The organism is Polaromonas sp. (assembly GCF_035638815.1).
Taxonomy (GTDB): Bacteria; Pseudomonadota; Gammaproteobacteria; order Burkholderiales; family Burkholderiaceae_C; genus Polaromonas.
On the sequence record NZ_DASQZG010000005.1, the window covers coordinates 98,397 to 114,706 of the forward strand.

A 16,310-nucleotide genomic window follows, 5' to 3' on the forward strand; every position below is an offset into this window, starting at 1 on the left:
TGGGCCAATGCCGTCGGCAGTTCGTTGCGGTGGCCGGGTGCCACCCGATCGGGGGCTGCCGCTCGATAATACCGGCATGACCCAATCAGCACCCCCGCCGACGCAAGCCCCGCCGTCTGGCCGCGCCCGCATTGTGCTGGCCACGCTGAATGCCAAATACATTCACGCATCGCTGGGTCTGCGCTACCTGCTGGCAAACATGGACAAACACGGCGGCGCCGGGCTGCGCGCGCAGACGGTGCTACGTGAGTTTGTGATTGGCCAGCCTGCTACGCGAATGGTTGAAGAGCTGCTGGCACTGGAGCCTGAGGTGATTGGTTTCGGGGTGTACATCTGGAACGTGGTCGAGACGACGCAACTGGTGAGGTTGCTTAAAACCTTGCGGCCTGGCATCAAGATCGTGCTGGGCGGCCCCGAGGTCAGCCATGAGGTGGAGCAGCAGGAAATTTGCCGCCTGGCCGATCATGTGGTGACCGGCTGGGGTGATGTGAGTTTTCCCAAACTCTGCCGCGCCTTGCTGGATGGCCCGCAGCCGCTGATGAAAGTCATCGTGGGTGAGCAACCTGCGCTCAGCGAGCTGGCGATGCCGTACTGCGACTACACCGCTGAAGATCTGGCGCAGCGCCTGTTGTATGTGGAAGCGTCGCGTGGTTGCCCCTTCAAGTGCGAGTTTTGTCTGAGCGCACTCGACAAAACCGCCTGGGCTTTTGATCTGGATCTCTTTATGGCGGAGATCGAGGCCTTGTACCAGCGCGGTGCGCGCAACTTCAAGTTTGTAGACCGCACTTTCAACCTGAAAATCGACAACTCGGTGCGTATCCTGCAGTTTTTTCTGGACCGCATCAAAACGACGCCCGAGATTTTTGTGCACTTCGAGGTGGTGCCTGACAGCCTGCCGGACCGTTTGAAAGATCTCATCGCGCAGTTTCCCGATGGCTCGCTGCAATTCGAAGTCGGGATACAGAGCTTTAATCCTGAAGTGCAGCAGCGCATCTCGCGCAAGCAGGACAACGACAAGACTGCCGACAACCTGCGCTGGCTGGTCGTTCAGAGCCGGGCGCATGTGCATGCGGACCTGATTTTTGGCCTGCCGGGTGAGACGCTGGAGAGTTTTGGCGAGGGCTTTGATCGCTTGTACGCGCTGGCGCCGCATGAAATCCAGTTCGGTATTCTGAAGCGGCTGCGCGGCACACCCATCACCCGGCACACGGATGACTTTGCGATGGTCTATGACCCGCAAACGCCTTATACGATTTTGCAAAACTCAACAGTTGATTTTCAAACCATGCAACGCATCAAGCGTTTTGCGCGCTACTGGGACATGGTTGCCAACTCAGGACGTTTTTCAGCGGCGCTCAGGCTGCTATTGGAGCCCGTTTCGGCCTTCGGGCATTTCCTGGCTTTTAGTGACTGGCTGTGGCTGACCACGGCCAAGACGCATGAATTTGCTCTGGAAAAACTGGTCGATTTGATTTTTCACCACCTGACTGAGGTGCGCGGACTCAGCGAGTCAGAGGTACGCACGGCGTTGCTGGCCGACTATCTCGCCAGCGGTGCGCGCGCACGGCCCCAGTCGCTCGCGGCATTGCTGCAAGCGCGCCCGCAGGATGCGTCGTCAAGCCCAAAAGCAAGCCGAACGGCGCGACAAGACCGGCATTTGCAGGCGGCACCGGGCTTGCGGTCAGAGATTCAAAAGGCCGCCGCAGCGGCCTGACTTCAAGGCTTGGTTGCCGGTGGGCCCGGGGGTCCGGGAGGGCCAGGAGGCCCTGGGGGGCCAGCTTCACCAGCCGGGCCAGCGGCGCCGGGTTTGCCTGGTTCTCCGGGGGGGCCGGGTTTGTTGTCGCATGCCGCAAGTGCAAGCGCCATCAAGAGGGGAATCAAATATTTCATCGTCAAGTCCTCTGCAAGTTGTCCAACTTTTTAGCTTGCGCCCTGTACTAAAAAAGCGCTCACTATTCGGGGCAGATGATGCATGGGCGGCGGCCTCATCCTTGTAGGCCAACATCCCTGTCGGCAGAAAAGTTGTGTGAATTCGTTGCGATGAAGCGAGGGTCATCAAGCTGCAAAAACGAGTGGGCGGAATTGCCGGGAAATGACGGAAATGGCCGAAACCGAACGGGCCAAAAAATGGCCTCAAAATACGCCCATGACGCCCGCCTCCACCTCCGCAGCCCCCTCGCGCTTCTGGGCCGACCTTAAAAGCCCCGATTTTGCCCGGCTGGACCTGGCTCGCACCATCGCCGTACTGCCGGTGGCCGCCATTGAGCAGCATGGCCCCCACCTGCCGGTCAATGTGGACGCCACCCTGGTTGAAGGTGTGATCGCCTCCGCCATCCCCTATTTGCCGCCAAGTCTGTCGGTGCTGTTTTTACCAACCCAATCCGTCGGCTTGAGCCCAGAACATGCCCGCTTCGCCGGTACGCTCACGCTCAAGGCCGAGACCGTGATTCACCTCTGGACCGGGATTGCTGAGTCGGTGGCGCAAAGTGGCGTCAAAAAATTGGTGCTTCTCAATTCACACGGCGGACAAGTCGGCCTGCTCGACGTGGTGGCGCGCGACCTGCGCGCGCGCCTGGATATGCTGGTCTACAGCGTGAACTGGTTCAACCTGCCGCTAACGAATGAAAAGGGCGAATCAATTGCCGACATGTTCAGCGCCGACGAACACCGCTTCGGCATCCACGCCGGCGACATTGAAACATCGATGATGCTGGCCTTGAAGCCCGCGCAGGTGGACATGGCCCAGGCGAAAAACTTTCATTCGACCTCGCAAGACCGCGCAGAAAAATTCAGCATCCTGGGCAACGGCCGCAGCGCCAGGCTGGGCTGGCAAATGCAGGACTACAACCCGCACGGCGCCGTGGGCAATGCCGCCGCTGCGACTGCGGACAAGGGCCGTGCCTTGTTGGATGCCGCCGGCCGCAACTTTGCGCAGCTACTGGGCGAGATAGACCAGTTGCCCGGCGATACCTTAAGCAACCAGACGGCATGCTGAGGTATTGCGTGTCGGGTTGCTTCGTAATTTATAGCAAACCAGGTCCGTGATTGATCGGTCAGACGCCTGTTTCATCAACATCAATTCCATGAAAGTCTTTCTGCCCTGGCTGCTCATTACAGTTTTTGTCCTCCTGGCCATCTGGCATTTCCGCATGGCGCTTTTGCCAACGCAAGGCGCCAGCGGCGCGGTGCCCAGCGTGGACGGCAAGCCGCTGTTTGTGCCCTCTGTGGCATCCACAGTGGCCGTTGGTGTGGTGCTGCTTGTATTTGCAGGATTGGTAGCTGCCACCGCGGATCTGGTGCAGGTCGGGTTGTCGACGTCAGTGCTTTCATGGATCTCTTACGCCCTCGCGCTTGGATTACTGGCACGCGCATTGGGCGAGTTCAAATACGTTGGCCTCTTCAAGCGGGTACGCGGCAGCCGCTTTGCTGAACTTGACACCTGGGTGTATTCGCCGCTGTGCCTGCTGCTGGCTATTGGGGTGGCGCTGGTGGCCTGCCAGAAGTAAGTTCAGGTCAAGCGGCTGACACCTGGTTGGGTTTGTGGATGACGTTTGCCCCCGCCGGCGGAAATCAAACTAATTGGATCGCGGCCATGTTGGTCGTTCTGACCCAAGATCGCCTGTCATGTCGCCTACCCTCTCCCCTACGCCCGCTAGTGCGGCGGTAATGCTTGCAACTATTGGGTTGCTGGCATCCCTTGCTGCCTGCGGTGACACCGCCAAACTTCCCGCGGCAGCCGACATGGGGGCGAACCCGACACTGCCACAACCTAACAAGACACTGATTCCGACCGTGAACATTGCGCCGGCCACAGGCTGGCCCTCAAGGTTGATGCCAGTGCCCATGGCGGGCTTGAGCGTGACGGCCCTGGCCAGTGGGCTGGACCATCCGCGCTGGATCCATGTGTTGCCCAATGGCGATGTGCTGGTGGCTGAAAGCAACAAGCCGCCCAAGGCCGATGAAGGCTTTAGCCTGAAGGGCTGGATCATTGGAGTGGTGATGAAGCGGGCCGGTGCGGGCGTGCCTTCTGCGAATCGCATCACCTTGTTGCGCGATGCGGATGGGGACGGCGTGGCCGAGATGCGCACTGTGTTTTTGCAGGGTCTTAACTCCCCGTTTGGCATGGCGCTGGTGGGGAATGATTTTTATGTCGCCAATACGGACGGCGTGGTGCGCTATCCGTACCAGGCCGGCCAAACCAGCATCACGGCCCCGCCGGTCACGCTGACCGAATTGGCAGGCGGTCCCATCAACCACCACTGGACCAAGTCGCTGATTGCCAGCCCTGACGGCAGCAAGCTTTACGCCACCGTGGGCTCCAACAGCAACGTCGGCGAGGCCGGCATGCCTGCCGAAGAGGGTCGCGCCGCCATCTGGGAGATCAATCGCCAGACGGGCGTCAAGCGCCTGTTTGCCACCGGGCTGCGCAACCCCAACGGCATGGGCTGGGCGCCGGGCACGGGTCAACTGTGGACAGTGGTCAACGAGCGTGACGAGCTGGGCAGCGATTTGGTGCCCGACTACCTGACCTCTGTGAAAGACGGTGCGTTTTACGGCTGGCCCTACAGCTACTTTGGCTCCAACGTTGATGTACGTGTGCAACCGCCTCGCCCAGACCTTGTTGCGCGAGCGGTGGTGCCCGACTATGCGCTGGGCGCACACGTCGCGCCGCTGGGCATGGCGTTTTCTGAGGGCAGTGCGCTGCCCGCAAATTTGCAGAGCGGTGTGTTCGTCGGTGAACATGGCTCGTGGAATCGCAAGCCCCACAGCGGCTACAAAGTTGTGTTTGTGCCTTTCAGGAACGGCAAACCGGACGGGCTGCCTGTCGACGTGCTGACCGGCTTTTTAAGTCCCGAAGGAAAAGCCTATGGCCGCCCGGTCGGCGTGGCGATGGACAAGCGGGGCGGGCTGCTGGTGGCTGACGATGTTGGCAACGTCATCTGGCGCGTGAGCGGCACTGTACCGCGTTAGGTTTTATATTGTCATGCCGGACTTGATCCGGCATCCATGACGCGCGGGCAGCGATTGTCGGTCGAGCCCGCAATAACAGTCAGGCGTAAGTGATCCAGCTGGCATGTTCTGGCCCATCCAGGTGTGGCAGCGTGTTGTAGGTCACCAGCATGTGCCGCTTGGGCGTGAAGGCAAACTCCGTCACTGAGCAATTGCGTATGCGCAGATTCAGCTCAATCGTGGTTTCTGGCGCCGTGCCAAGCACATGGCCTACGGCGGTAGAGATCGGCCCACCGCTGGAGACCAGCAACACATTGCCGGTGTAGCTTGTGCGGATATGGTCCAACGCATCGGTGATGCCGCTCACAAAGTCACTATAGCTGGGCATGCCGTGCGGGCTGACCACGCCATCCATCCACTGCTTCAATCCGTCACGCAGCAAACGAAAGTGGGCGCGGAACATCTCCGGGGAGTCGGGCTTTTCCAGCTTGTGCGGGTGAACGGTTGCAATCACCGCCTCGCTGTCGTACTCATTCAGCCCACCCCACGGCATACCCTGCAGCTCCGCGTCCATCCCTTTGCAGATGCCCGCAAAGGTTTGCAGCTGCCGGTTCAGGGTGCCGGTCAGCGCGGCATCAAACGTGATGCCCTTGTGTTTGAAATACTCGCCCAGGCGCACGCTTTGCTGGTGCCCCATGGGGCTGAGCACGTCGTAGTCTTCTTCGCCAAAGGAGGCCTGGCCGTGGCGCACGAGGTAGAGGGTTCCCATCAGCAAATTGTGAGGTAGCGCTGGCTTGCCCTCAGTCGCAAGGGTGACGCCCCCTTGTTGATTGCGCTGCAACACAGCCAGCATCAAAGCCTGCCCCGTGGCCCTGGCTTTACTCCACCAGCAAGCCGCCATCCACCCGCAGGTCCACACCATTGATATAGGACGCAGCGCCCGAGCACAGAAACACAATGGCTTTGGCTACCTCTTCTGCAGTCCCAAACCTTTTGAGCGGATTTGCTTCCAATTTCGCTTTGCCAACTGCTTCCACAACGTCTTGTGGCAAACCGGTTTTACCCCAGGCCGGTGTTGCAATCGTGCCGGGGCTGATGGTGTTGACGCGAATGCCCCGGCTGGCCAGCGTCGGGACAAGCCCTTGCGCCATGGAGGTCAGCGCTGCCTTGGTGCCAGCATAAACAGCTGTTGCTGCGCCGCCGCGGTGGGCCAGGAAGGAGCTCACCATGGCGATGCTGCCGCCCTCAGCCAGGCGGCTGCTGAGTGATTGCACGGTGAACCAGGGGCCGCGTGTGTTGACGGCAAAGGCCTCGTCAAAGGCAGGGGCTGTCCAGCTGCCCAGCGGCGTGAAGGGGACGATGCCTGCGTTCAGCACCAGCACATCGATGGGGCCAATCTGCTTTTGGGTCAGGGCGGCCTCAAGCGCTTCAGCATCCGCAACGGATGCTGCGTCACTCTGAAGCGCAATAAAACCGTTGGTGGCGGCAGCTTCATCAAGCCGGGCCTTGTCACGCCCGGTGATCACCACCCGTGCGCCCCGCGCCGCGAGAAGTTGCGCCGTTGCCAGGCCGATGCCCGAGGAGCCTCCTGTTACCAGTGCGGTTTTGCCTTTGAAATCCAGTTCTGCATTGCTCATCATTTTTCCTGTGTGTTGACGTCGACTGGGTTGCACCGATTGCGCAACCATCTTGTACCGACCGGTTCATCATAGTTTGTTAGACTGATCAGTGCAAGATAAATTTTCAGATCGGAATGGTCATGAGCGGAACGAAACAGTTTGATGAGGAGGCGGCGGTCCTCCATGCGGCTCATGCTTTCTGGCAAAAGGGTTTTGCCGGCACGTCCCTGTCTGACCTGGAGTCTGCAACCGGGCTGGGGAGGTCCAGCCTGTACAACGCCTTTGGCTCCAAGGAAGCCTTGTATGAGCGCGCGCTTGAAACCTATTCAGCGGTGTATGCGCGGCCCATATTGCAGGCCTTGGATGGCCCTGACCTGCGTGAAGCCATTGGGGAATTCTTCGCACTGGCGGTCAAGGCCTTGCTGGACCCGGCGACACCCCCGGGGTGTTTGGCGGCGATGGCTTGCCTGGAGACCGGAGGCTGCGAAGGGCCCGGTGGAAAGTTCACGGCGCTTCAGCTGAAGACCATCACCAGCGGACTGCGAGCCGCGCTGGACCGGGGTGTTGCGTCGGGTCAGATCGATGACAAGACCGATACCGCCGCGCTCGCCTTAGCCTATACGGCACTGCTGCGTGGCCTGGCCTCGCTGCACAAGGGCGGGCAGCGCGCCAAGGAGCTGGAGGCCATTGTCAGGGTGAGTGTGGCCATGCTGCCGGCCAAAACGGGAGGCCGGCGCAAATCCGCTTAAATTGGCTTTCGCTGTCAGTAACCCGCGGAGGTCAGCACTTTGGCAAACACTTTCCCGTCAACATTGCCGCCGCACAGCGTGGTGCCCACCACTTGCCCCTTCAGTTGGCTGCGCTCCTGCATGGCGGCTGCAAAGCTGGCCGCGCCCGCGCCTTCAGCGACGTTGTGGGTATCGGTGAACAGGTCGCGCATGGCCTGGGCGACTTCATCGTCTGTGACCTGCACGATGTGATCGATATGGGGCGCAATCACATCCAGTGCAGACTGATCAGCAATACGGCAGGCCATGCCATCGGCCAGCTGGGTAGTCACTGCGGACTCAACCACACGGCCGGCGGCAAGCGAATCCACATAGGTCGTCGCGTGTGCGCTCACCACCCCAACGATCCGCAGCTTGCGGCCCAGCGCCAGCTTGGCTGCAATTGCCGAGCAGGCCCCGGAGCCCTGGCCGATGGGAACGTAGACCACGTCAAGCTGCGGCACTGCCAGCATGAACTCCCACCAGTAAGTACTGACACCACAGAGCAGCTCGGTGTGAAAACTGGGCACCATGTGGGCGCCGCGCTCGCGTGCCAGCCGCATTGCATACTCGCGGCTTTCCTGGAAGTCCGTGCCATGTTCGATCAGCGACACACCCAGCGCCCGCATGGCTGCATTCTTTTCAAGCGAGTTGCCCTGCGGCACGACGATGGTGCAGGCCACGCCATTTGCCCGCGCCGCCCAGCCAATGCTTTGGCCGTGGTTGCCGCGCGTGGCGCTGATGACTTCCGCCGGAAGGGCATTGTTGCGTTTGAGCGCGTCAAAGTAGGTGAGACCGCCGCGGATCTTGAACGCGCCGACCGGCGTGTGGTTTTCATGCTTGATCCAGCAGTCGGTGCCCAGCCGCTGGCTGGACAGCCCCCAGCGGTACTGGGGCGTAGCCTGAAACTCACGGTAGACGACACGGGCCGCAGCCTCGATGTCGGCCAGACAAGGCAGCGGGCTGACCGGGACTTCTTTCAATACGGCGTTCATGTGGCCGCCCTTTTTTCGGTCAACAAGCGCAGCGCCAGCAGGCCCAGCACCGTGCCCATGAGGTAGCGTTGAACGCGCATCCAGCCCATGTTGCGGTTGAGGAAACCTGCAATCACAGCTGCAAAGCAGATGAGCAGGGTGTTGACACCGGCACTCACCGTAATCTGAACAGCACCGAGAGTCAGACTTTGCAGCAGCAACTGGCCGCGCTCAGGGTGCAGAAACTGCGGAAAGAAAGAGAGGTAAAACATGGCGACCTTGGGGTTGAGTAAATTGGTCATCAGGCCCATCACAAACAGGGTGCGCGGCGGGTCGTGTGGCAGGTCGCGGGTCTCAAAGGGCGCATGCCCGCCGGGCTTGACGGCTTGCCACGCGAGCCACAACAGGTAAGCCGCGCCGAGGATCTTGATGGCGTCAAAAGCCAGCGGGACTGCCAACAGCAGTGCTGTCAAACCCAGCGAGGCCGCCAGCAGGTGAGCCACAAAACCCATCACCACACCGCCAAGCGAAATCAACCCTGCCTTGTGGCCTTGCGCCAGCGTGCGTGAGATGCAATAAATCATGTTGGGGCCGGGCGTGAGCACCAGCACCAAAGCGGCGAGTGCAAACCAGGCCAGCTCCTGAAAAGTAAACATCAAATTCCTCCGGATTCAAGAGTGACCACGCCACGCGGTGTTTGCAGCGTGGCCACAAGGTTGGGTGCGCCGTTGACAACCTCGACACCGGTGAGTCCGATGGCCGCGTAGGCCTCCCGCAAAGTGTCGGCCCGTGGATGGCTGGCGCGCAGGGAAAGCAGGGTGACGCCCGACGGCGGCATGGTCCGCTCGGGATGTATGTCGCCCCACTCGATCAGGGTGGGCAGCGTGCCGAAAAACAGCCGTTGGCCGTCTTCGCGTACGGTGATCTTCCAGCTCAGCTCGCCTTGCGGTGTCATGCGCGAAGCTGGCAGAACCTCGCCCCGATCCAGGCCGATGCGGGCCAGTGCGTGAACGCAACCCTCAGCCCGTGGCGTGCGAGCTGCGAAGTGCACGAGTTGCGGTCCGTTTTTTGCCAACATGTGCTGCATCGCCGGGTCATCGAAGTCAAACCAGCGCTTTGCCCTTTGATGACGGACGAAGTGCGCTCCACTATTGATAGCGATGATTTCAAAGTACACGCCCGGGTACGTGGGTGAGGAAACCGTGAACAGGCGGTTGTGTGTGCCCATCAAAGGGTGCTCTCCGCCAGGTCCGGGCGTCACGCCCAGCACGTTCTGGCACCACTGCACGCCTTCGTTCAGGCTGGCCGCCGCAACCACCAGATGATCAACCTGTGAGGAGAGCGGGTGAGAAGGTGTGTGTGCGGCTTGCATGTTCACAGCGTCACCGACCCGTCGATGCAGGTCACAGATTCACCGCCCACCCACACCTGTCCCGAAGCGTCCCGGTTGATGTGTACCAGCCCCGCGCGGCCAAGGCATATGCCTTGCGACGCAACATATTGCTCAGGTGCGTGGCCTTCGGCGATCAGCCATTGGGCCAAACTGGCATTCAGGCTGCCGGTGACCGGGTCCTCATCGATACCAACGGGCGCGACGAAAGCCCGCACTTCAAAGTCGGGCGCAATGCGTGTCGCGACAGCGTCTGTGGAGGGCGTAAAGGCTTTTGCCTCGCGATTCGCACGCGATATGAGCGGCGTACCCGGCTCCTGCGGATAACGCGCCACCACCCCGACTTTGGCGTCGAGTTTGACCAGCGCCTTGTGGTCTGGCGCAAGCTGAAAAACGGTCTCGGGGCTGTCAAGCAGCAAGCCGAGCCACACCGGCCCGTTATCCAGGCATTGGGCGGCCAGGATGCTTGTTGCCTTCAGCCCCAAGGCACCCGCCACCTGGGCTAAAAGCGCGGGGCTGGGTGCGGAGCGCTTCAGCGTCGGGGCGGCAAACGCCAACCGCGGTGTGCCTGTCTCGCGCCGAATTTTCACCAGACCCACTTTGCACTCCTGCACGATGAAGTCTTTGGCCTGCGGATGCCCGCCCGCTTGCAACCAACTGTGGCAGCTGCCCAGCGTAGGGTGACCTGCAAAAGGAAGCTCGCCGCCGGGCGTAAAGATGCGAACGCTGTAGTCGGCCGACGGGTTGGTGGGGGGCAGCAAAAAGGTGGTTTCGGACAGATTGGTCCAGTGTGCAAAACGCTGCATCGCGGCATCGTCCAGACCGCTACCGTCCAGAACCACGGCCAGTGGGTTGCCGAAATAGGGTGTGCCGGTGAAGACATCGACTTGTTTGAAAGGACGGGTTTTCATGGGTGTTCAGTGGAAAAAAAGATCAGGAAAGCTGCAGATCCAGCACACCGCGCGTGGCGGGCCTGGCCAGGATGGTTTGGTACCAGCGGTCTACGTTCGGCCACGTGCCGCGAGGCTGCGGCAGGCCAAACCACCGGTGCATTTCACAGGCCAGCGGGACGTCGACCATGGTGAAACGCTCGCCGCCTACAAAGGCATGGTCCGCCAGATGTGCGTCCAGCAGGGACAGCAGCGCTTCGGTGGCGGCCACCGACTGCGCAATCAGCGCTGGGTTGCGTTGATCAGCCGGTGTGCGAATCCACTGAATAAAAGCGTTGCGGCCCGCCGGATTAAAGGTGGTCTGTTGCCAGTCCATCCATTGCTCTGCGGCAAAACGCTCTGGCAAGCCAGCCGGATAAAAATCGCCGTGTGAATATTTGGCGCACAGGTAACGCACGATGACGTTGGACTCCCAGATCCGCACCTCGCCGTCTTCAATCAGCGGTACCAGCGCGTTCGGATTTTTCTGCAGGTAGTCCTGTTCTTTCACGATGCCAAACTGACCACCGGCATCGGTGCGCTGCACCGTAAGCCCGAGCTCCTGCACGGTCCACACGACTTTTCGCACGTTGATGGAGCTGATGCGCCCCCAGAGATGAAGCATGGGTCAGTTTCCTTTGGATGGGCGGCCTAACAACGACGAATTCATCATGCGGCCCGCCGTTCTTCAGCAGGGCTGACCGGTAGTTGATCCCGGATGGCCGCCGCCAGCGCAGTGATGCCTATGTTGATCTGCTCCACGCTGGAGGTCACAAACGAAAGCCGCAAGGTGCGCGCATCGGCATGATCAGCGTAAAAAGCCCAGCCGGGTACAAAGGCCACGTTGCGCTCAACTGCTTTGGGCAGCAGGTCGATGGCGTTCATGCCTTCGGGCAGACGCACCCACAAAAACATGCCGCCAACGGGCGTGTTCCAGCTCACGCTTTCTGGCATATCGCGCTTCATGGCGGCCAGCATCGCGTCGCGCTGCGATTTGTACAGTGCGCGGATGGTGGGCACGTGGCGATCGAGAAAGTTGTCCTTCATGGTCTCCACCACCATGCGCTGGTTGAAGCCGGGTGTGTGCAAATCGGCGGCCTGCTTGGCCTGCAAGAGCTTGGGGTACAAGGACTTGGGCGCGACCAAAAACCCAAGGCGCAAACCCGGCGCCAGAATTTTGGAGAAGGAGCCCATGTAGACGCAGCCCTCGGGATTGCGCGCAGTGAGCGGCAGCGGCGGCGGGTTTTCAAACCAGAGGTCGCCGTAGGGGTTGTCCTCAACAATGGGCAGGCCCAGGCGTTTTGCTTCGGCACTCAGTGCAGCGCGGCGCTCTTCAGACATGGTGCGGCCGGTCGGGTTCTGGAAGTTGGGCAGCACGTAGAAAAAACGCGCGCCGGCGGCCTTGGAAGTCAGATCGCTGATATCAACGCCTTCCTCGTCGCTGGCCACGCCCACCACTTGCGGCTCCATCGGTGTAAAGGCCTGCAACGCACCCAGATAAGTTGGCGTCTCCACCAGCACCTTGCTGTCCGCGTCGATCAGGATCTTGGCGATCAAATCCAGCCCCTGCTGCGAGCCGGTGGTGATCAGCACCTGCGCCGGGTCCACCTCCCAGGGCAACATGGCGGCGACCATTTCGCGCAGCGGGGCGTAGCCTTCGCTGGCGGCATACTGCAGCGCGGCACTACCGTCTTCGCGCAGCACCTTGTCGCAGGCTTCCCGAATGGCGGCGACCGGAAAGGTCTTGGGTGAGGGCAGTCCGCCCGCAAAGCTGATGATGCCGGGCTTCTCCGTCACCTTCAGGATCTCGCGGATCACCGAAGGGTTCATTTTTTCTGCGCGTTTGGCCATGGTCCAGTTCATCACTTCTCTCCTCCTTGCGGGCCGTAAAAGACGACCCATGTCACAAAATCCTTGCTGAAGTTTTCAAAGCGGTGCTCTGCCCCGGCCGCTACAAAAAAGGCATCGCCGGCGCCCGCATCAAACGTTGTCCGCTGATGATGATCTCACCGTGGCCGCTGTGCACAAAATACAGCTCATCCTGTGTGTGCGGCTGCTGGCGGTCACGCCCGTCTGCATTGCTGCCGGGCGCAAACACCTCCACGCTCATGCTGCCATGGGCCAAAACCTGCGCAAAGGGCACACCCTCCGGGTAGGCACCCGCCGGCGCGCCTGGCAAGTGTTTCAGGGCTTGTTGAATAGATGCTTTCAAGCGCTTGCTCCTTGAGCCTGCATGGCGTGCATGATCGCGATGGCCTGGTCCGCCACGCTGCGCGGGATTCCCCAATAGTCAAAGATGCCGCCATCGGCAGAGTTTTGTCCGCAGACCACAAACACGCCTGTGCCCAACTGTTGCTTGAGTTCGCTGGCAAGCCAGCCTACAAAGCCGCTGTTTGGAATATCGGGTGCAAAGTGAACACACACCACCGCGTATCTGTCTTGCGCAGAGGTTGACGTCGGCGCCGGCAACAGGGCACTCCAGACCTCCTGATCGCGTACCAAAGCCAGTGCGCTGCCGGCAAGGCTGGAGGCCAGATGCGCCGGAAACTGCGCCACTGGAAATTCCGCAAAGGTATGGTCACCCGGCAAGACGTCCACACGTGCATGCGCCATCACGCGCAACAGCCTTCCGCGTGTTTGTTCGGGCGTTTCTGGCGAGATGTCCATGAGCGCGTCAATCCACGATAAACAGTTTGGCGCCCTGTGGCGCTGCAGAGCGGTGCGCTTCTGCTTTGTCTGCCACCTGGTAGCTCATGCCGGGCAGCAGCACATGCTGGCTGCCGTCTTCAAGCTCGGTGTGCAATTCACCCTCCAGGCAGAGCAGGATGTGGCCCTTGCTGCACCAGTGGTCAGCGGTGTAGCCGGCGCTGTACTCGACCATACGCACGCGCACATCGCCAAACTTGCGCGTGCGCCAGAACGCGCGCCCGGTGATGCCGGGGTGCTCAGTCCGTTCCACTGCGGACCAGTCGGTCGTAGCAAAGGGGATGTTGTCGATCTGCATGCCTTACCCAATCACCGAGACGATGGCCTCAATTTCCAACGCAAAGACTTTTTGTTCTAGCGTCATGGTCATGCGTGTGCTCGCTGGTTAGGGGTGATGTGTGCAATCCTGCCGTCGCCATACGATCGAAGCACTTGCGAGACAACGATGTGAAAGCCCTTGTACCACTGGGTGTACTGGCGTTTCGCTTCCAGGTGTTTTGGGTGGACCGAGAAGGCGCGCAGCGACTCCTCCGACTCCCAGAAGTAGGTGGCGTTCCTGAGCACGGCATCTGGCGAGAGCCACAACTCTGAACCCAGATAACCCGGCGTCGCACGCGCGGCTTCTTCAATCAAGGCATCCAGCGCGTGAAAGCGTTCGTCGTAGGTTCCTGGTTCAAAAATAAAGGCGGCTGAGTACATCTGCTTTTTGTTGCTGTTTTGAAATCAGGTGGAAGGATTTTTAAGGCGCAGCAAGCTCAGGCCCAGCAAGCCAAACGCGCCACCACACAAGCGGTTGAATATGCGGGCGCGCCGCGGTGTGCCAAACCAGCGCCGCGTGTGGCGCGCCAGCAGCACATAAGCCAGGTGCGAAGTCAACACGCACGCCGCGAAGGCGCTGGTCAGCGCCAGAAACTGGGGCAGCATGGCAGCGTCAGGCTGTATGAACTGGGGAAACAGCGCGGTGAAAAACAAAATGCTTTTCGGGTTGGTTAGTGCCACCAGCAAACCCTGGCGAAAAAGCGCGGCGTGACTTTTGGCGGATGAGGTCTCTGCCGGCAAAGGGGTGTCAAACATCGAGGTCTTGCTGGTCCATTGGCGCCAGCCGAGGTAAATTAAATACACTGCACCTGCAGTCTTGAGCGCCGCAAAAAGCCAGGCCGATGTGTGCAGCAGTGTGCCCAGACCTGCCATGGCCGCAGCAGAAACAGAAAACACACCCAGCACATTGCCCGCAGAACTCCACAGCGTCTTGCGCGGGCCCCAGGCCACGGCATTGGAAACGGCCAGCAAAATGCCCGGCCCCGGACTGAGCGCGGTAACCAGCGAGATGGTGATGAACAGCAGCCAGGCAGAAGTGGTCATGGTCGTGGAGTGGCAAGCGTTTGCGGGACAGGATGAACAGGCATTTTTTTACCGATGAACACCGTGGCGATCACGGCCAGGCCAAAGCCAACCGTCACCGCGTCCAGGCTTTCGCCCAGCAGTGGTACCGAAAACAGCATGGACAAAAAGGGCTGAACCAGTTGCACCTGACTGACACGCACCGTCCCGCCCAAAGCCAGGCCGCGGTACCAGGCAAAAAAGCCCAGCCACATTGAAAAGACGGCCACGTAGGCAAAGCCTCCCCAGGCGCTGGCCGGTACGGACGCGTTGGGCCAGCTGAACATTGCAAGCGGCAAGGTTAAAGGCAGTGAGAGAACGAGGGCCCAGCAAATCACATGTTCTGCCTGCATGTGTTGCGACAGCCGTGCGCCATAGGCATAACCAACGGCCGCGCTCCCCATGGCTGCCAGGAGCAGCAAATCTGCAAAGTGGATGGACAAACCCCCGGCGCTGCCCGACCTCAGCACCGCAAACGCCACCACCAGCCCGCTGCCCATGGCGGCACACAGCCAGAAACCGACAGACGGACGCTGTCTGTGCAGCAGGGCGCCGGCTGCAGCTGTGGCCAGGGGCAACACGCCGACGATCACGCTGGCATGCATGGCCTCTACATAGCGCATGGCGAGCGAGCTGAAGAGAGGAAAGCCGAACACCACACCGGCGGCTGTGATGACCAGCGGCCAAAATTCCTGTCTGCGCGGCAGGCGCGCACGCGTCGCCAGCAAAAACACCGCTGACAAAGCCGCGGCCACCACGGCCCGGCCCATCGCAATAAACACACCTGACATGAGTGGTGCGTCCGGTGTACCAACGGCCAGGCGCGTCATGGGAAGGGTGACCGAAAAGATCACGATGCCAAGCAGGCCCAGCCACAGGCCTTTGGTGATGTTTTGCGGTGTACTCATATAAAGAGCATCCAGATGGCGGTGAGCACCAGCACGAGCGCCATGAAGCGGTTAAACCACAGCAGGCGCCGCGCAGTGCCCTGCGGTCCAGCCAGCCAGTCACGCAGCAGGGAGCCGACCAGCGCATAGGCAAGATTGCTTGCGAGGGCGTAGGCCAGCATCACCGGCAGCACCACGGCAAAACGCATGGCCGGATCATCACGCCCGGCGATCCACCCGCTAACGATTGCCAGCGCAAACATCCAGGCTTTGATGTTGACAAACTGCAGGGCCGCGCCCTGCCAGAAGCCCACGATGGTGGTGTTATCAGCTTGCCCCAGCTGTTTGGTACGCGCAATTTTTGCCGCCAGCCACAAAAGGTAGGCCGCACCAATCACCTTGATGGCCGAGCTGAGTAAAGGCACCGCAAGAATCAGCGCACCCATGCCCAGCGCGCACACGGTGAGCAGCACCCCCCAACCCACGGGGACCGAAAAAACAAAAGGCAGGGCGCGCCGCAGGCCGTGGTTGGCTGCGAGCGCAGTCGACAGCGTAGTGTTGGGCCCGGGCGAAAAACTCATCGCCGTGGCCAGCACCAGTAAAGCCGTAAATTCTTGCCAGTTCATGTTTCTGACTTTATAGTTGAAGCCAGCACACGACCAGTACAGTTTTGACGACAAATATTCAAACTGTACTGTTTAGACACTC

General features: G+C 60.6%; 20 protein-coding genes. 5 read left to right on the forward strand and 15 right to left on the reverse strand.

Features of this window, described 5'->3' with window-relative positions:
- Positions 1-76: 76 nt before the first annotated feature.
- The 4 genes from VE934_RS02670 (at position 77) to VE934_RS02685 (ending at position 4,971) form a co-directional block, all read left to right on the forward strand.
- The gene (locus tag VE934_RS02670; protein WP_324884046.1) at positions 77-1,714 is read left to right on the forward strand and encodes a B12-binding domain-containing radical SAM protein; all 1,638 of its coding nucleotides are present in this window, start codon (positions 77-79) and stop codon (positions 1,712-1,714) included.
- A 432-nt stretch (positions 1,715-2,146) separates the two neighbouring features.
- Positions 2,147-2,995 carry a creatininase family protein gene (locus tag VE934_RS02675; RefSeq protein ID WP_324884048.1) on the forward strand — a complete coding sequence of 283 codons (849 nt, stop codon included), beginning with the start codon at positions 2,147-2,149 and terminating at the stop codon, positions 2,993-2,995.
- Positions 2,996-3,083: 88 nt separating this feature from the next.
- On the forward strand, positions 3,084-3,506 hold the full coding sequence (locus VE934_RS02680; protein WP_324884050.1) for a DUF3995 domain-containing protein: 423 nt from the start codon (positions 3,084-3,086) through the stop codon (positions 3,504-3,506).
- Positions 3,507-3,666: 160 nt separating this feature from the next.
- On the forward strand, positions 3,667-4,971 hold the full coding sequence (locus VE934_RS02685) for a sorbosone dehydrogenase family protein (RefSeq protein WP_324884113.1): 1,305 nt from the start codon (positions 3,667-3,669) through the stop codon (positions 4,969-4,971).
- A gap of 79 nt (positions 4,972-5,050) precedes the next feature.
- Here the strand turns inward: VE934_RS02685 and VE934_RS02690 are convergent, their stop codons facing one another.
- Positions 5,051-5,719 carry a histidine phosphatase family protein gene (locus VE934_RS02690; RefSeq protein WP_324884051.1) on the reverse strand — a complete coding sequence of 223 codons (669 nt, stop codon included), beginning with the start codon at positions 5,717-5,719 and terminating at the stop codon, positions 5,051-5,053.
- A gap of 109 nt (positions 5,720-5,828) precedes the next feature.
- Entirely contained in the window at positions 5,829-6,587 is a 759-nt protein-coding gene (locus tag VE934_RS02695) for an SDR family oxidoreductase (RefSeq protein ID WP_324884053.1), read from the reverse strand.
- Between the two features lie 122 nt (positions 6,588-6,709).
- Between VE934_RS02695 and VE934_RS02700 the strand changes: the two genes are divergently transcribed.
- Positions 6,710-7,318 (forward strand): TetR/AcrR family transcriptional regulator, encoded by a 609-nt coding sequence (locus VE934_RS02700; RefSeq protein WP_324884055.1) that lies wholly within the window; start codon positions 6,710-6,712, stop codon positions 7,316-7,318.
- A gap of 14 nt (positions 7,319-7,332) precedes the next feature.
- On the opposite strand, the gene VE934_RS02705 is transcribed toward VE934_RS02700, so the two are convergent.
- The 13 genes from VE934_RS02705 to VE934_RS02765 all read right to left on the reverse strand — a co-directional run bounded on the left by VE934_RS02705 (position 7,333) and on the right by VE934_RS02765 (position 16,228).
- A complete protein-coding gene (locus tag VE934_RS02705; RefSeq protein WP_324884056.1) occupies positions 7,333-8,331 on the reverse strand; it encodes a threonine dehydratase in 999 nt (332 codons plus the stop codon).
- Positions 8,328-8,966, reverse strand: coding sequence for a LysE family translocator (locus VE934_RS02710; protein ID WP_324884058.1), 639 nt, complete (start codon positions 8,964-8,966; stop codon positions 8,328-8,330). The genes VE934_RS02705 and VE934_RS02710 overlap by 4 nt, the downstream gene beginning before the upstream one ends.
- Positions 8,966-9,682: a VOC family protein gene (locus tag VE934_RS02715; protein ID WP_324884060.1), complete on the reverse strand. Its 717-nt coding sequence runs from the start codon at positions 9,680-9,682 to the stop codon at positions 8,966-8,968. Before VE934_RS02715 ends, VE934_RS02710 begins: the two co-directional genes overlap by 1 nt.
- Before the next feature lie 2 nt (positions 9,683-9,684).
- On the reverse strand, positions 9,685-10,611 hold the full coding sequence (locus tag VE934_RS02720; RefSeq protein WP_324884063.1) for a PhzF family phenazine biosynthesis protein: 927 nt from the start codon (positions 10,609-10,611) through the stop codon (positions 9,685-9,687).
- A 22-nt stretch (positions 10,612-10,633) separates the two neighbouring features.
- A complete protein-coding gene (locus VE934_RS02725; protein WP_324884065.1) occupies positions 10,634-11,254 on the reverse strand; it encodes a glutathione S-transferase in 621 nt (206 codons plus the stop codon).
- A 44-nt stretch (positions 11,255-11,298) separates the two neighbouring features.
- Complete coding sequence (locus VE934_RS02730) at positions 11,299-12,492, reverse strand: PLP-dependent aminotransferase family protein (RefSeq protein ID WP_324884067.1); 1,194 nt, start codon at positions 12,490-12,492, stop codon at positions 11,299-11,301.
- Positions 12,493-12,580: 88 nt separating this feature from the next.
- Complete coding sequence (locus VE934_RS02735; RefSeq protein WP_324884069.1) at positions 12,581-12,841, reverse strand: cupin domain-containing protein; 261 nt, start codon at positions 12,839-12,841, stop codon at positions 12,581-12,583.
- Complete coding sequence (locus VE934_RS02740) at positions 12,838-13,296, reverse strand: DUF6196 family protein (RefSeq protein ID WP_324884071.1); 459 nt, start codon at positions 13,294-13,296, stop codon at positions 12,838-12,840. Before VE934_RS02740 ends, VE934_RS02735 begins: the two co-directional genes overlap by 4 nt.
- Positions 13,297-13,303: 7 nt before the next feature.
- Complete coding sequence (locus VE934_RS02745; RefSeq protein ID WP_324884073.1) at positions 13,304-13,633, reverse strand: DHCW motif cupin fold protein; 330 nt, start codon at positions 13,631-13,633, stop codon at positions 13,304-13,306.
- A gap of 68 nt (positions 13,634-13,701) precedes the next feature.
- Positions 13,702-14,034 (reverse strand): antibiotic biosynthesis monooxygenase, encoded by a 333-nt coding sequence (locus VE934_RS02750; protein ID WP_324884075.1) that lies wholly within the window; start codon positions 14,032-14,034, stop codon positions 13,702-13,704.
- Positions 14,035-14,058: 24 nt separating this feature from the next.
- Complete coding sequence (locus tag VE934_RS02755; protein WP_324884077.1) at positions 14,059-14,697, reverse strand: LysE family translocator; 639 nt, start codon at positions 14,695-14,697, stop codon at positions 14,059-14,061.
- On the reverse strand, positions 14,694-15,623 hold the full coding sequence (locus VE934_RS02760) for a DMT family transporter (RefSeq protein ID WP_324884079.1): 930 nt from the start codon (positions 15,621-15,623) through the stop codon (positions 14,694-14,696). Before VE934_RS02760 ends, VE934_RS02755 begins: the two co-directional genes overlap by 4 nt.
- Complete coding sequence (locus tag VE934_RS02765) at positions 15,620-16,228, reverse strand: LysE family translocator (protein WP_324884081.1); 609 nt, start codon at positions 16,226-16,228, stop codon at positions 15,620-15,622. Before VE934_RS02765 ends, VE934_RS02760 begins: the two co-directional genes overlap by 4 nt.
- Between the last annotated feature and the right edge of the window lie 82 nt (positions 16,229-16,310).

Excerpts from the sequence above, each read along its gene's own strand:
- VE934_RS02720 (WP_324884063.1), bottom strand. The coding sequence starts at position 10,611 with ATGAAAACCCGTCCTTTCAAACAAGTCGATGTCTTCACCGGCACACCC.
- VE934_RS02675 (WP_324884048.1), top strand. The coding sequence starts at position 2,147 with ATGACGCCCGCCTCCACCTCCGCAGCCCCCTCGCGCTTCTGGGCCGAC.
- VE934_RS02695 (WP_324884053.1), bottom strand. The coding sequence starts at position 6,587 with ATGAGCAATGCAGAACTGGATTTCAAAGGCAAAACCGCACTGGTAACA.
- VE934_RS02725 (WP_324884065.1), bottom strand. The coding sequence starts at position 11,254 with ATGCTTCATCTCTGGGGGCGCATCAGCTCCATCAACGTGCGAAAAGTC.
- VE934_RS02730 (WP_324884067.1), bottom strand. The coding sequence starts at position 12,492 with ATGAACTGGACCATGGCCAAACGCGCAGAAAAAATGAACCCTTCGGTG.
- VE934_RS02760 (WP_324884079.1), bottom strand. The coding sequence starts at position 15,623 with ATGAGTACACCGCAAAACATCACCAAAGGCCTGTGGCTGGGCCTGCTT.
- VE934_RS02670 (WP_324884046.1), top strand. The coding sequence starts at position 77 with ATGACCCAATCAGCACCCCCGCCGACGCAAGCCCCGCCGTCTGGCCGC.
- VE934_RS02710 (WP_324884058.1), bottom strand. The coding sequence starts at position 8,966 with ATGTTTACTTTTCAGGAGCTGGCCTGGTTTGCACTCGCCGCTTTGGTG.
- VE934_RS02700 (WP_324884055.1), top strand. The coding sequence starts at position 6,710 with ATGAGCGGAACGAAACAGTTTGATGAGGAGGCGGCGGTCCTCCATGCG.
- VE934_RS02685 (WP_324884113.1), top strand. The coding sequence starts at position 3,667 with ATGCTTGCAACTATTGGGTTGCTGGCATCCCTTGCTGCCTGCGGTGAC.
- VE934_RS02755 (WP_324884077.1), bottom strand. The coding sequence starts at position 14,697 with ATGACCACTTCTGCCTGGCTGCTGTTCATCACCATCTCGCTGGTTACC.
- VE934_RS02690 (WP_324884051.1), bottom strand. The coding sequence starts at position 5,719 with ATGGGAACCCTCTACCTCGTGCGCCACGGCCAGGCCTCCTTTGGCGAA.
- VE934_RS02740 (WP_324884071.1), bottom strand. The coding sequence starts at position 13,296 with ATGGACATCTCGCCAGAAACGCCCGAACAAACACGCGGAAGGCTGTTG.
- VE934_RS02715 (WP_324884060.1), bottom strand. The coding sequence starts at position 9,682 with ATGCAAGCCGCACACACACCTTCTCACCCGCTCTCCTCACAGGTTGAT.
- VE934_RS02680 (WP_324884050.1), top strand. The coding sequence starts at position 3,084 with ATGAAAGTCTTTCTGCCCTGGCTGCTCATTACAGTTTTTGTCCTCCTG.
- VE934_RS02705 (WP_324884056.1), bottom strand. The coding sequence starts at position 8,331 with ATGAACGCCGTATTGAAAGAAGTCCCGGTCAGCCCGCTGCCTTGTCTG.
- VE934_RS02765 (WP_324884081.1), bottom strand. The coding sequence starts at position 16,228 with ATGAACTGGCAAGAATTTACGGCTTTACTGGTGCTGGCCACGGCGATG.
- VE934_RS02745 (WP_324884073.1), bottom strand. The coding sequence starts at position 13,633 with ATGCAGATCGACAACATCCCCTTTGCTACGACCGACTGGTCCGCAGTG.
- VE934_RS02750 (WP_324884075.1), bottom strand. The coding sequence starts at position 14,034 with ATGTACTCAGCCGCCTTTATTTTTGAACCAGGAACCTACGACGAACGC.